Below are 14,455 nucleotides of genomic sequence, written 5' to 3' on the forward strand. Positions count from 1 at the left end.
CCCGTGAAACCAGACAAACCCGCGTTGGCCCCTATACTGCGCGGCGGGAGGGACACTTCACCGCATGGGCACGCGCATTCTCGGGATGGTCCTCGCAGGGGGGCAGGGAACGCGGCTCGCGCCGCTCACACAGCGGCGCTCGAAGCCAGCGGTGCCCTTCGGGTCGAAGTTCCGCATCATCGACTTCGCCCTCAACAACTTCATCAACTCGGGCATCTACTCCATCTACGTCCTGACGCAGTTCAAGGCGCAGTCGCTGACGGAGCACATCCAACGCGGGTGGCGCTTCGGCTCGGTGTTGCTGTCGGACTACTTCATCACGCTCGTGCCCGCGCAGATGTACCTGTACGAGGAGCTGGGGCCCGTCTGGTACCGGGGCACGGCGGACGCCATCTACCAGAACATGCACCTGGTGGAGAACCACCGGCCCGAGCACATGGCCATCTTCTCCGGCGACCACATCTACAAGATGAACGTGGCGCACATGCTGGAGATGCACGAGGACATGCGCGCCGACATCACCATCGCCGCGTACCCCACTCCGCTCGCGGACGCGCACCGCTTCGGCGTGATGCAGGTGGACGAGCGTGGCCGGGTGACGGAGTTCCAGGAGAAGCCCAAGGATCCCAAGGCCATTCCGGGCCGGCCCGACACGGCGCTGGCCAGCATGGGCAACTACATCTTCCGCAGCAAGGTGCTGGCGGAGCTGCTGGAGGTGGACGCGAAGACGGAGGGCTCGCAGCACGACTTCGGCAAGGACGTGCTGCCCCGAGCGCTGCGCGACGGCTACCACATCCAGACGTACGACTTCGCGAAGAACCCCATCCCCGGGCAGACGCGGCCCAACACGTACTGGCGCGACGTGGGGACGCTGGACGCGTACCACGAGGCGTCCATGGACCTGGTGTCCATCAACCCCGAGTTCGACATCTTCAACGCCGAGTGGCCGCTGCGCACCGCCAGCGAGTACAGCCCGCCAGCCAAGTTCGTCCACGAGTCGGGCGAGCGGGTGGGCCGCGCGCTCAACTCCATGGTGGCCGGAGGCTGCATCGTCTCCGGCGGCGTGGTGCGCGAGAGCATCCTCTTCCGCCGCGTGCGGGTGAACAGCTACGCGAAGGTGGAGCGCTCCGTCGTCTTCGACGAGGTGGACATCGGCCGTCACGCGCAGGTGAAGAACGCCATCATCGACAAGGGCGTGCGCGTACCGCCCAACGCGAAGATTGGCTTCGACCTGGAGGCCGACAAGGCCCGCGGCTTCACGGTGACGGACTCCGGCATCGTCGTGGTGCCCAAGGGCTACCGCTTCGAGTAGGCCGTGCTCGGCGTTCAACGCCTGTTCAGGCTTTGGGGTGCATTCCTTCAACGGGACTGTGCGTGCTGTCTGCCGTGTGACAGCGCCGTCCCGTCGACTTCTCGGGGCAGGGGCGCGAGTCTACCGTACGACAATGGCGCGGGGGGCGCGTCCGGCGGCGTTCATCCAGGCGCGAGGTGCCTCGCGTCGGGCCCGGCCTCCGGCTAAGCGTCAACCTGAGAGCGTCGCGAAGGACTCGAGAATTTCATGCACAGCAGCGCACCCGGCCAGGACACCCCGCCCTTCATCCGCGCGGTAGGTCGTGCCCTCCCTCCGCACTACGCCACGCAGGAACAGCTCATCGCGGCCTTCCGAGAGCTGTGGGCGAAGAAGCACTTCAACCTCGAGCGGCTCGAGGATTTGCACCGCGCGGTGCAGGTGGGGGGCCGCCACCTCGCGTTGCCGATTGAGGCGTATCCGCCGCTCACCACCTTCCAGCAGCGCAACGACGCCTGGATTCGCGAGGCCACGGCGCTGAGCGAAGCGGTGGTGCGCCAGGCGTTGGACAAGGCGGAGCTGACACCTGGGGACGTGGACCACGTCTTCTTCGTCACGGTGACGGGCATTGCCACGCCCAGCATCGAGGCGCGGGTGGCCAACCGCGTGCGCTTCCGTGGCGACTTCAAGCGCACGCCCCTCTTCGGCCTGGGGTGCGTGGCGGGCGCGTCGGGAATCGCGCGGGCGGCGGACTACCTGCGCGCCTTCCCCACGCACACCGCGCTCGTCATCGCCACGGAGCTGTGCTCGCTGACGTTGCAGCGCGAGGACCTGTCCATTCCCAACATCATCGCCTCCGGCCTCTTCGGGGACGGCGCGGCGTGCGCGGTGCTGCGGGGCGGGGCGACGCCGGGCGCGAAGGGCCCGAGGGTGGTGGCCTCGCGCTCCGTCTTCTACCCGGACACCGAGCGCGTCATGGGCTGGGACGTGGTGGACTCGGGCTTCAAGGTGGTGCTGTCGGCCAAGGTGCCGGTGCTGGTGAAGGACCACATCCGCGGCAACGTGGACGGCTTCCTCGCGGAGCATGGCCTTGCGCGCAAGGACGTGCGGCACTGGGTGGCGCACACCGGCGGGCCCAAGGTGCTCAAGGCCTTCGAGGAGGCGCTGGAGCTGGAGGCGTCCACGCTGGAGCGCTCGTGGGCGTCGCTGCGCGAGGTGGGCAACCTTTCCTCCGCATCGGTACTCTTCGTGCTGGGGGAGACACTGGAGGACGCTGGGCCGCGCCCGGGCGACTGGGGTGTGATGATGGCCATGGGGCCGGGTTTCTGCGCGGAGATGGTGCTCTTGCGATGGTGACCTCCACCCAAGCCGTCTTCCTGGGCTTCATGGCGCTGCTCGTGGTGGAGCGGCTGGTGGAGCTGGTGCTCTCCAAGCGCAACGCGGGACGGGCCTTCGCGCGGGGCGGCGTGGAGACGGGGCAGGGGCACTACCGCTTCATGGTGGTGTTCCACACGCTGTTCCTGGTGGCGTGCGTGGCGGAGGTGCTCGTCCTGGAGTCGCCCTTCCCGGGCGTCTGGGGTTGGGCGGCGCTGGGCGGGGCGGTGGCGGCGCAGGCCTTGCGTTACTGGGCCATCGCGACGCTGGGAGACAGGTGGAACTCGCGCATCATCGTGGTGCCGGGGCTGCCGCCGGTGACGGGTGGGCCCTACCGCTTCCTGCGTCACCCCAACTACGTGGCGGTGGTGCTGGAGTTGGCGTGCGTGCCGCTCATCCACGGCGCGTGGCGGACGGCGCTGTTCTTCTCGGTGGGAAACGCGGCGCTGCTCTTCGTGCGGATTCGCGCGGAGGAGGCGGCGCTCGGCGACGCGTACGCGCGGGAGTTCGCCCACCGTCCCCGCTTCATCCCGGAGGTGCCCCGTGACTGAGTCCGAACTGGAAGTGCTGGCGGAGATTCGCCGCATCGCCGCCGACGAGCTGGAATGGAAGGGCGCGGTGGAGCCGGGACATGACCTCCTGAAGGACATGCAGTTGGACAGCCTGGGGCTGACGGTGCTGGCGGTGGGGCTGGAGAACCGCTTCCGCATCCGCCTGTCCGAAGAGGACGCGCAGGAGGTGCGCACGGTAGGGGACCTGGCGAAGCTGGTGGCACAGCGGGCCGCGGCGTCCGGAGCACCGGCCCCTCGGGGCACGGAGGTGCGCTCGTGACGGGGGTGGGCCCTGAAGCCGCGCGGGTGAAGGGCGCGGGCCCTGAAGCTGCGCACGTGACGGGAGCAAACGCCGGAGGCACATCCGTGAAGGGAGCGGCCCTGCCAGCGCTGAAGCACCCGACGGTGACTGCGATGCTCGCGGCCACGGCGCGCACCACGTCGCACGGGCTGACCTTCGTGGACGCGGGCGAGCGGGAAGTGGCCGTGCCATGGGCGGAGGTGTACCGCCGCGCCCGGCGCACGGCGGCGGGGCTGGCGCGGCTGGGCGTGCGCGAGGGCGAGCGGGTGGCGCTGCTGTTGCCCACCTCGCCGGGCTTCATGGACGCGTACTTCGGCACGCTGCTGGCGGGAGCGGTGCCGGTGCCGCTCTATCCGCCGGTGCGGCTGGGGCGGCTGGAGGAGTACCACCGGACCACGGCGCGCATGCTCCAGGTGACGGGGGCGGCGGCGGTGCTGACGGACTCGCGGGTGCGGCTGCTGCTGGGGCCGAGCGTGGAGCGGGCCCGTCCGCGCCTGGGCTGTCACACCGTGGACGAGGTGTCGCGCGGGGACGAGGAATGGGAGGCGCCGGTGCGTCCGGAGGGGCTGGGGCTCATCCAGTTCTCTTCGGGCTCCACGGTGGACCCGAAGCCGGTGGCGCTGACGCACGGGGCGCTGATGTCGCAGGTGGCGGCGCTGGAGGTGGCCATGCCGCTGCGGCCGGGGACTCCGCCGGTGGGCGTGAGCTGGCTGCCGCTGTACCACGACATGGGGCTCATCGGCTGTGTGCTGTCGGCGCTGTACTACCCGGGCAACCTGGTGCTGATTCCGCCGGAGGTCTTCCTGGCACGGCCCGCGCTGTGGCTGCGCGCGCTGTCGAGGCACAAGGGCTTCATCTCGCCCGCGCCCAACTTCGCGTATGGCCTGTGCCTGAAGCGGGTGAAGGACGAGGACATGCAGGGCATGGACCTGTCCTCCTGGAAGCACGCGCTCAACGGCGCGGAGCCGGTGTCGTCGGACACGCTGCGCCGCTTCGCGCAGCGCTTCGAGCGGTGGGGCTTCTCCGCGCGGGCGCTGCGGCCGGTGTACGGGCTGTCGGAGGCGTCGCTGGCGGTGACCTTCCCGCCGGAGGGCCGGGGCCCGCGCTCGCTGGGCGTGGACGCCGGGGTGCTGGCGCGCGAGGCGCGGGTGGAGGTGGGGACGCGGGAGCTGGTGAGCGTGGGCGCGCCGGTGGCGGGCTTCGAGGTGGAGGTGCGCGACGCGGCGGGTGGGGTGCTGCCGGAGAAGCGGGTGGGGCGTGTCTTCGCGCGCGGGCCGTCGTTGATGTCGGGCTACTACGGCGACACGGAGGCGACGGGTCGGGCGCTGTCGGCGGAGGGCTGGCTGGACACGGGAGACCTGGGCTTCCTGGCGGACGGGGAGCTGTACCTCACGGGCCGGGCGAAGGACGTGGTCATCATCCGGGGGGCCAACCACGCGCCGCAGGCGTTCGAGGAGCCGCTTCAGGCGGTGGACGGCGTGCGCACGGGCTGCGCGGTGGCGCTGGGCTTCACGCCGGAGGGCGGAGAGGACGAGGCGCTGCTCATCCTCGCGGAGCGGGCGGGGCCGGGGGCGGGTGAAGAGGTGGAGGAGCGCATCCGCGCGGCGGTGGTGGAGGCCACGGGCGTGCGGCCGCACACGGTGCGGCTACTGGAGCCGGGGACGCTGCCGCGCACGTCGAGCGGCAAGCTGCGCCGGGCGGAGGCGCTGCGGCGCTATCTGGCCGGAGAGCTGGCGCCGCCGAAGAAGGTGGGCATGGTCGGCATGGCGGTGGAGATGGCGAAGAGCGCCATCGCCATGGCGAGGGCGGAGCACGATACGTGAGTCGGGGTACGGCTGATTCCGGACGCGGTAGACCCCGGCGCTCCGCCCCATCCCTCGGGGAGGAGGTCTCGCGGAATGAACGTTCCTTCCACCGCCATCGGCCGCCGGAGGGCCTCCGCGTCCGAGTGGACTCGCGGAATGAACGTTCCTTCCACCGCCATCGGCCGCCGGAGGGGCTCCGCGTCCGAGTGGACTCGCGGAATGAACGTTCCTTCCACCGCCACCGGCCGCCGGGGGGCCTCCGCGTCGGAGTGGACTCGCGGAATGAACGTTCCTTCCACCGCCACCGGCCGCCGAGGAGGCTCCGCGTCCGAGTGGACTCGCGGAATGAATGTTCCTTCCACCGCCACCGGCCGCCGAGGAGGCTCCGCGTCCGAGTGGACTCGCGGAATGAATGTTCCTTCCACCGCCATCGGCCGCCGGGGGGGCCGCGCGTCCTGGAGGGCTCACGGAATGAACGCTCCTTCCGCTGTAACTGGCCACCGGGGTGCACTTCACGCCGTGCGGTCTGCCTCCGCGTCTTGGAGGACTGGCGGAATGAACGTTCCTTCCGCTGCAACCGGCCGCCGGGGAGCCCCCGCGTCATGGATCGCTCGTGGAATGAACGTTCCTTCCGCCGCTGCCGGCCGCCGGGGTGCGCCCGCGTCCTGGCGGAGGGCTTGCGGAATGAACGTTCCTTCCGCCGCTGCCGGCCGCCGGGGTGCGCCCGCGTCCTGGCGGAGGGCTTGCGGAATGAACGTTCCTTCCGCCGCTGTCGGCCGCCGGGGTGCGCCCGCGTCCTGGCGGAGGGCTTGCGGAATGAACGTTCCTTCCGCTGCAACCGGCCGCCGGGGAGCCCCCGCGTCATGGATCGCTCGTGGAATGAACGTTCCTTCCGCCGCTGCCGGCCGCCGGGGTGCGCCCGCGTCCTGGCGGAGGGCTTGCGGAATGAACGTTCCTTCCGCCGCTGCCGGCCGCCGGGGTGCGCCCGCGTCCTGGCGGAAGGCTTGCGGAATGAACATTCCTTCCGCCGCTGCCGGCCGCCGGGGTGCGCCCGCGTCCTGGCGGAGGGCTTGCGGAATGAACGTTCCTTCCGCCGCTGTCGGCTGCCGGGGTGCGCCCGCGTCCTGGCGGAGGGCTTGCGGAATGAACGTTCCTTCCGCCGCTGCCGGCCGCCGGGGTGCGCCCGCGTCCTGGCGGAGGGCTTGCGGAATGAACATTCCTTCCGCCGCTGCCGGCCGCCGGGGTGCACCCGCGTCCTGGATTGCTCGTGGAATGAACGTTCCTTCCGCCGTTGTCGGCTGCCGGGGTGCACCCGCGTCCTGGATTGCTCGTGGAATGAACGCTCCTTCCGCCGCTGCTGGCTGCCGGGGGGCGCCCGCGTCCTGGATCGCTCGTGGCATGAACGTTCCTTCCACCGCCACCGGCCGCCAGGGTGCACCTCACGCCGTGCGGGCCGCTCCCGTGTCCTGAATGAGTCGCCGAGCCGCGCGCGATGCTTCGGTGACGGCGCGGGCGCACCGCGCGGCTCGAGGCGGCGCGAGGTGCGCATGCCCATGGGGTTCGCACCAGGCACGTCGGTCGCCGCGGAACGGGAGCGAGCCACGTGAAGCGGTACGACGTCGCAGTGGTAGGCGGAGGGCCGGCCGGACTGGCCGTGGCCATCACCACCACCGCGCGCGGGCTGAACACGGTGGTGCTGGAGCGAGCGACGGTGCCCGCCGACAAGGCCTGCGGCGAGGGACTGATGCCCCCGGCGCTCGCGGTGCTGGACCGGCTCGGCGCGCTGGCGCTGCTGGACCGCCGCGAGAGCGCGCCCTTCGTGGGCATCCGCTATGTGCAGGAGGACGGCTCCACGGTGGAAGGGCTGCTGCCCGGAGCCGGAGGGCTCGGCGTGCGGCGAGTGGCCCTGGCCTCCGCCCTGGTGGCCAGAGCCCGTGACGTCGGCGTGGAGCTCCGCGAGCGCACCCAGGTGCTGTCCCATCGCCGCACCAGCGAAGGCATGACCCTGGAGACCGGCGACGGCCCGGTGGAAGCACGGATGCTGGTGGCGGCAGACGGGCTCGGCTCACCGCTGAGGCGCGCGGAGGGCCTCGACGTGGAGTCCTCGGGCCCGAGGCGCTTCGGCCTGCGCCGACACTTCCAACTGGAGCCGTGGACGCCGTACGTGGAGGTGCACTTCGCGGACGGTGTGGAAGCGTACGTCACCCCCGCGGGAGCCCGGCGCGTGGGCCTCGCCTTCCTCTGGGAGGACGGCGTCGTTGAAGGACGCGTGGGCTTCGAAACACTGCTCGCGCGCTTCCCCCGCCTCTCCGAGCGGCTGACAGGCGTGGAGCCAGACTCCCAGGTGCGAGGCGCGGGTCCCCTGGCACGCGTGGCCCGAGCCCGAGTGGCGGACCGCTTCGCGCTGGTGGGAGACGCGGCGGGCTACGTAGACGCGCTGACAGGGGAGGGGCTCTCCCTGGCCTTCGCCTGCGCGGAGTCGCTGGGCACGCTGCTCCCCGACGCACTGGCGAAGGGCGCGACGGCGGACACCCTGCGCCCCTACGAGGCCTGCTTCCAGCGCGTGTTCCGCAAGTACGCGTGGACGACGCACGCACTGCTCATGCTGGCCCGCCGCCCCCGGCTGCGCCGCCCCGTGGTTCGCCTGCTCTCGAAGGCGCCCTGGCTCTTCGAGCGCATCCTCCACGCCGTCGTGGCGTGATTCCCAACCCCCGCTGACACAGTCGCCGCCGCGCGTGGACCTCCAGTCCACTGCGCTGCAGTGACGTTGCCTGCCAGGCAACACGCCGACGCACGCGCGCAAGCCTCCCTCCCTCGGGAAGCGCCGTGGGCCCGGTCCTTGCTCAAGGGTCGGCTCGTCGCATTCCCGTACCGACTCCCAAGCCCCGCTCCCGGTGACCATGGAAGCCACGCCTTCACGTCCTCGTTCTCGAACTCCCGCGCGCCGGTGGCTGTTCGCCGCCAGCCTGCTGCCCATCGCCCTGGGTGGCTTCGCGGCCCTCTCCGCGTCGAGCCGGCTGGACCAGCCCGAGCAGCAGGAGGTCGCCCTCGTCAACGACAAGCCCGTCTCGCTGGAGCGGTTCAACCGCCTCCTCGCCTTCACCGTCTCGCGCGCCACCTCCACGGATGGCCGCATCCCGGACGCGGACGCGCTCCTGCTCAAGAACGCCATCACCCAGAAGCTCGTCGATGAAGCCATCACCGACGCGGCCGCCAAGGAGCAGGGCCTGGAGGTGACGGCGAAGGAAATCGACGCGGCCTACGCGGCCTTCGAGCAGACCTTCCCCACCAGCGAGGCCTTCAAGGCGTACGTGGAGAGCACTCCGGACGGCAGCACGGCCATCCGCGGTGACATCCGCCAGCGCCTGCTGCGCGAGCGGCTCGCGAAGAAGGACACGGGCTGGACGCTCCCGCCCGACGAGGTGAAGCGCTACTACGAGGACAACGTCGCGACGTTCCACCAGCCCAAGCGGGTGCACGCGAGCGAGGTGCTCGTGCTTCCCGGCAAGGACTCCCTGACCAAGGCGAAGGGCCTCCTGGAGAAGGTGCGCAAGGGCAACGAGGCCTTCGCCGACGTCGCCCGCAACTCCTCGGACGGCTCCACCCGCGCCCTCGGGGGCGCCCGGATGGACCTGACCGAGGACAAGCTCGAGGCCCACGTCTGGAAGGCGCTCGTGGAGCGCAAGCCCGGAGAGCTCACCGACGTGCTCGAGACGAAGGACGGCTACTGCTTCCTCCTCGTGCATGAAGTCCTGCCCGCGCTGGACCGGAAGTTCGAGGACGTGCAGCCCGAAATCCAGGCCTGGCTGGAGCGGCTGTACGCGGAGGCCCGGCTCAAGGACCTGCTCGCGGAGCTGCGCTCCAAGGCCGTCATCAAGAACCTCTTCGCCGAGCGCTACGCGGACCTGCTCAAGGACCTGCTCAAGCCGGGCACTCCCGCCGCGCAGCTCTCGTTCAGCCTCCCGTCCACCTCGTCGGCGCCGGTGCCCGTCCCGTCCGGCGTGCCCGCCACTTCCGCCTCTCAGCTGAGCCGCCCGCGCCCATGAGCCCTGCCCCTATCTCGAGAGTTACTTCGATGCGCATCCATTGGCTCGCCTGTCTCCTCCTGGTCCTGGGCGCCTTCACCAGCCAGGCCGGCGACTTCGCTGGACCCCAGCAGGTCAAGACCACGCAGGGTTATTTCGAGTTCGCGGAGGGCGGCTACCTCTGGCCCTTCCAGGTCAACTGCGCCCAGACGGGCTTCTCGCCCGGGCCCTCGGTGCAGATTGCCCCGGGCTCCGGAGACCCGGGCGTGGCGACGTCCAACCCGCTCTCCTCTCCCGGCGGGTGTCCCATCTTCGACTCGACGGGGGACGGCCAGCCCGAGTTCCACTTCAACATGAGGTTCAACTCCCTGCGGGATTTGGGCCTGAAGACCATCACCTGCAACGGCACGCACGTCGACCCGGCCTACTGCGTGAGCGCGGCCTCTCCGCCGTGCAACGTCGTCTGTGATTTCGCGGGCGTGAGCAACTTCCCCGCCCCCGTCACGTTCCGCATCACCGTCACCAACTCGCCGCCCACCGCCAGCCTGAACCACACGCCCACGCCGGCCTGGAACGCCACCGTCACGCTGCGCTCCAACGCGTCGGACCCGGATGGCGGCGGACTGACGCACGCCTGGCGCATCGTCAGCAAGCCGCCCATGTCCACCGCGACGCTGGCGGCCGCCACCACCGCCAACCCCACCATCACCTTCACCAGCGACCGCGACATCGGCACCTACCAGTTCGCGGTGGACATCGCGGACAACGAGGGCGAGCTGAAGTCCTTCACCCACTCGTTCTCCGTCCCCAACGTCCCGCCCAACATCAGCGTCGCCGGGGCCACGACGATTGACGCCAACACGCCCATCGCCCTCACGGCCTCGCCCACCACGGACGTGGACGGCGGCAATCTCACCTTCGTGTGGGACCTGCTGGAGGCGCCCACCCGCTCGGGCCTCGCCCCGCAGAGCAACTACGCCACCACCGCGGGTATCAACATCCCCACCACCGGCCTGCACGTGGGCACCTGGCGCTTCCGCGTCACCGCGAAGGACAACGAGAACACCACCGACTCGGAGACGGTGACTGTCACGGTGCGCAACCTGAAGCCGCGCATCTCCTTCACCGGCCCCACGGAAATCGACGTCGGCCAGACGCTGCAGGCGGCGACCAGCATCACCACCGATGACGACGGCGGCAACCTCACCTTCAAGTGGGAGCTCATCCAGGCGCCCCAGTCCGCGGGCGTCTCGCCGCTCACCGTGCTGTCCACCGGCGCCTCCGCCACCCGCGCCACCTCGGCGAGCTCCGCGGGCACGTGGATTCTGCGCCTCACCGCCACCGACGACGAGAACGAGTCCGTGAGCCAGAACCGCGCCATCGTCGTGGATGGCCTGCCCACCGCGGACATCGCCGGGCTGGACGTGGCCCACCTGCTGGAGTTCCCCATCATGCTGGACGGGCGCGGCTCCTCGGACCCGGACTCCCCGTGCCTCACCCAGCCCAACCGCTGCCACGTGACGGACGGCAGCCCCGTCACCGGCATCTCCGCGGGCATCGTCCGCCACACCTGGTACGTGGTGGACATCCCGCCGGACGCGTGGGGCGTCTACACCACCGGCCGCGTGGACGAGGTGTTCAACATCCCCGCCAACACCTCCACGCTGTCGCTGGACTGGACGGACCTGCAGCCGGGCCAGTGGCAGTTCGAGCTGGAGGTGCAGGACGCGGAGACCAACGTCGCGCGCACCCGGCACACCGTCGTCGTCGTCCCGCCCCAGACGCCGCCCGCCGCCGTCGTCAGCGGGTCCGCCTGGTACCTCGTCAACCTCGCCGGCGTGCTGCCCGGCGCCATCGTCGTGAATGGCGCCGCCAGCTTCGACCTGGACAACGCGGTGTCGGGCCCTCCCGGCTCCGGCCTGGGGATTACGAACTACGCCTGGTCCGCGGTGCCGCCCATCGGCTGCTCCGCGCCGTCGCTGCCGAGCGGCCCCTCGGCCAGCGTCCTCACCCTCTACCCCGCGGGCGCCGCCGTCCCGCCGGGCTGCCAGGGCTTCTGGAGGATTCGCCTCACCGTCACGGATGACGACTCGCCCGCCCAGACGAACTACGCGGAGACGGGCGTCACCATCGGCAACTGCGCGGCCGGTGTCTGCGTGGACGCGCCCACCACCGGCACGCCCGCCATCGTCCAGTCCTTCGACAGCGCGGACATCGACGTCTACTACCACATCGACTCGTCGCTCTACGAAGACCCCACGTTCATGCTGGGCATGTACACGCTGCTGGAGGTCTTCCCCACGGGCGGCGGCACGCCCGTCTACTCCGCCTATGAGCTGAACGTCCCGCCCATCAGCAAGGGCCTGCCCCTGGTCTTCAACTGGAACGGGTTCACCAACGCCGGCACCCGGCCCGCCACCGGCCGCTACGACGTGCGCGTGACACTGCTCGACTTCACGCTCTCGCCCACCCTCTTCTCCGGCTTCCAGTCCCAGGCCATCCAGACGGAGACCGTCTCCCTCCAGTTGGCCAGCACCGCGCCCTACGTCGACCGCGACGCCGTGGTGGCGGGCACGGGCAACGTGACGTTCGACTACCGCGTGGATGGCGCCCTCTCCATCTCCACCCTGGAGTGGCGGGTGCTCAACCAGGCGGGCAGCGTGGTGACGCGCGGCAACACGCCGAGCACCGCCGCCCTGGGCACCTTCTCGTGGAACGGCCGGGTGGGCGCCACGCCCCAGGCCGCCGGCCGCTACCAGATGGAGTTCGAGGCCTTCCGCGGCGGCCGCTCCCTGGGCGTCTCTCCGCGCGTCCCCTTCACCCTCTACGACATGGCGCTGGAGGTCCCCGGCCACGCCATTCCCGCCAGCGGCCTGCCCGTCGCGGTCAACTCGGACGATGACGACGCGAACGGCATCATGGACTCCGGCCAGACGCCCGCGCCCGCCGCGGAGAACGACCTGGTGGCCGTCACCCTGCGCTTCCAGCCCCGCGTGGACGGCACGCTCACCCTGAGCTCGGACGCGCCCGCCCAGCTCAAGGTCTGGACCACCGCGAACAAGACCGGCCCGCTGGTGCTGCCGAAGACGTTCAACCTCCCCGCGGACGCCGTCCCCGCCCAGGTCTTCGTCGAGGCCCTCACGCCCGGCTCGCCGAAGCTGCGGGTGCAGTACACGCCCCCCAGCACCCCCGCGACGCCCAACAAGGAGCTGAAGCTCAACGTCTGGAAGCTGGAGACGATGAACGACACCAACGGCGACTTCCGCATCACCGCGGCGGACGCGCCCACGCTCTTCGTCCGGGCGGGCCTGTGGGACTTCGCCTTCCGGCTGGCGGCGGATGCCTTCGGCGCCATCAACACCCTCTACAACGAGTCGGACCAGGTGCGCCTGGGCGCCTCCGCCAACCCGGACAACTTCATCGGGCGTGACTCCCGCCGCTTCTACTACCAGCTCACCGACGCGTCGCGGAACACCAACGCCGCCACGGTGGAGGAGTACGCGCTGGAGTGGTTCACCACGGAGGCGGACGGCGTCACCAATCAGGACTCTCCAGCCACCGACCGCACCGTCACCCTCACGGAGACGGGCGCCAACACGGGCATCTTCGTGTCCCAGGCGGTGATGGTGGTGTCGGACCAGGTGGACCGGGACGTGCCCACCAACACGGGCCTCACCGCGCACCCGGGCAACGCGGCCTACAACGCGGCGAACCACCGCGTCCGCCAGACGAAGAACCCGGACGGCCGCGTGGTGGCGCGCTACCAGTCCGTCGACGCGTTGACGCCGGCCACCCTGCTCAAGACGCCGCTCTTCCAGCGCCTGCCCGAGGAGCGCCGGGTGATGACCGTGCGCGTCTTCAACTTCCAGGACCCCAACAACCTGGGCATCGCGGCCATCCCCGCGGCGACGGTGACCACCCTCACGGACATCCTCAAGGAGCGCTTCGTCCCCATGGGCGTCCGCGTGGAGGTCGTCTACAACCCGGTGACGGACAACATCACCCTGCCCATGGGCAGCGCGGTGAACCTGAACAACGTGGGCAGCTTCACGGGCAGCCACGGCACCCTGGCGCCCTCGGCGGACCAGCAGGCGCTCATCACCCTGGCACGTGGTGTGGACCCCGCCGCGCCCGCCAACGCCAATACCGTGTACCTCATGTTCGTGGGCAACTTCACGTCGGGCGACCGCGGCCAGTCCTTCCCGGACGGGTGGCTCCCCGCGGCCGCCGGCGGGAAGAACTTCGTCTTCGTCGCCGGGCGCAACGCCTCCATCGACTACTCGGGCGCTCACGAGGTGGGCCACATGGTGACCAACGCCACCCTGACGGCGGGCGAGGCCGCGGGCGCGTCCGGCGGTGGTACGGCCGGCTGGGATGGCGGTGGGCACTACGGCGGCGTCCATGACGCCTTCAACCTGATGCGCAACGGAACCATCGCCACCAGCCCGCGCACCCACCTCAACACCAAGCGGCTGTGGGACGACACCGCCGTCCACACCATTCAGCAGATTACCCGAGCGCGTGGCACGCGCTTCATGAGGCTCCCATGATTCGCCGCCTGCTTGCTGTCCTGGCACTCACCCTCTCCACCGTGGCGTCCGCCCAGTCCGCCGTGGAGCTCGGCCGCGACTTCGCCACGGATGATGGCCTCGGTCGGGTCGCCGCCTTCTCCCGCTTCGAGAAGGCGGTGGCACCCTCGGCCCGTGCCTCAGCCCTCTCCGACCTCTGGGAGTCGGTGGAGGGCAAGCCCGAGGCGGAGGCCGTGCGCTCCAGCGTGCTCGCCTACCTGATGTCGCAGCCCGTGCAGAAGATGCCGTGGGACGCGCGCCTGGGTGCCCACGTGGCCGCAGCGGGCAGGGCCAAGAGCCCCGGCCTGCGGCGGCTGTCGCTGAACACCTTCTCGCGCCGCGGTCCCGAGCTCGCCAAGCAGGAGACGCTCACCTTCCTGGACGACACGGACGACAACGTCCGCGAGCTGGCCCTCATGGAGGTGTCGCGCTGGTCGGACGGGAAGTCCGTCCTCACCGACTACGTGACGAAGCACTCCAAATCCACCCTGCACAAGGGCTCCGTGGCTCGCGCCCGGTTCCTCCTCGGCAAGTAATTCCCCA

Annotated in this window: 9 protein-coding genes; all 9 read left to right on the top strand. The window is 70.6% G+C overall.

Going from position 1 to position 14,455, the window contains the following annotated elements:
• Positions 1-64: 64 nt before the first annotated feature.
• The 9 genes from glgC to OV427_RS27580 all read left to right on the top strand — a co-directional run bounded on the left by glgC (position 65) and on the right by OV427_RS27580 (position 14,448).
• Positions 65-1,312 carry a glucose-1-phosphate adenylyltransferase gene (gene glgC / locus OV427_RS27540; RefSeq protein WP_267859159.1) on the top strand — a complete coding sequence of 416 codons (1,248 nt, stop codon included), beginning with the start codon at positions 65-67 and terminating at the stop codon, positions 1,310-1,312.
• A gap of 246 nt (positions 1,313-1,558) precedes the next feature.
• On the top strand, positions 1,559-2,644 hold the full coding sequence (locus OV427_RS27545; protein WP_267859160.1) for a type III polyketide synthase: 1,086 nt from the start codon (positions 1,559-1,561) through the stop codon (positions 2,642-2,644).
• Positions 2,638-3,213: an isoprenylcysteine carboxyl methyltransferase family protein gene (locus OV427_RS27550; protein ID WP_267859161.1), complete on the top strand. Its 576-nt coding sequence runs from the start codon at positions 2,638-2,640 to the stop codon at positions 3,211-3,213. Before OV427_RS27545 ends, OV427_RS27550 begins: the two co-directional genes overlap by 7 nt.
• A complete protein-coding gene (locus OV427_RS27555; protein ID WP_267859162.1) occupies positions 3,206-3,493 on the top strand; it encodes an acyl carrier protein in 288 nt (95 codons plus the stop codon). The genes OV427_RS27550 and OV427_RS27555 overlap by 8 nt, the downstream gene beginning before the upstream one ends.
• A 134-nt stretch (positions 3,494-3,627) precedes the next feature.
• On the top strand, positions 3,628-5,337 hold the full coding sequence (locus OV427_RS27560; protein WP_267863485.1) for a fatty acyl-AMP ligase: 1,710 nt from the start codon (positions 3,628-3,630) through the stop codon (positions 5,335-5,337).
• Between the two features lie 1,585 nt (positions 5,338-6,922).
• The gene (locus tag OV427_RS27565) at positions 6,923-8,020 is read left to right on the top strand and encodes an NAD(P)/FAD-dependent oxidoreductase (RefSeq protein WP_267859163.1); all 1,098 of its coding nucleotides are present in this window, start codon (positions 6,923-6,925) and stop codon (positions 8,018-8,020) included.
• 199 nt (positions 8,021-8,219) lie between these two features.
• Complete coding sequence (locus tag OV427_RS27570; protein WP_267859164.1) at positions 8,220-9,365, top strand: peptidylprolyl isomerase; 1,146 nt, start codon at positions 8,220-8,222, stop codon at positions 9,363-9,365.
• 29 nt (positions 9,366-9,394) lie between these two features.
• Positions 9,395-13,894, top strand: a complete 4,500-nt coding sequence (locus OV427_RS27575; protein WP_267859165.1) for a PKD domain-containing protein — start codon at positions 9,395-9,397, stop codon at positions 13,892-13,894.
• The gene (locus OV427_RS27580) at positions 13,891-14,448 is read left to right on the top strand and encodes a hypothetical protein (protein WP_267859166.1); all 558 of its coding nucleotides are present in this window, start codon (positions 13,891-13,893) and stop codon (positions 14,446-14,448) included. Before OV427_RS27575 ends, OV427_RS27580 begins: the two co-directional genes overlap by 4 nt.
• Positions 14,449-14,455: the final 7 nt, after the last annotated feature.

The sequence above is a fragment of the Pyxidicoccus sp. MSG2 genome, assembly GCF_026626705.1.
GTDB lineage: Bacteria > Myxococcota > Myxococcia > Myxococcales > Myxococcaceae > Myxococcus.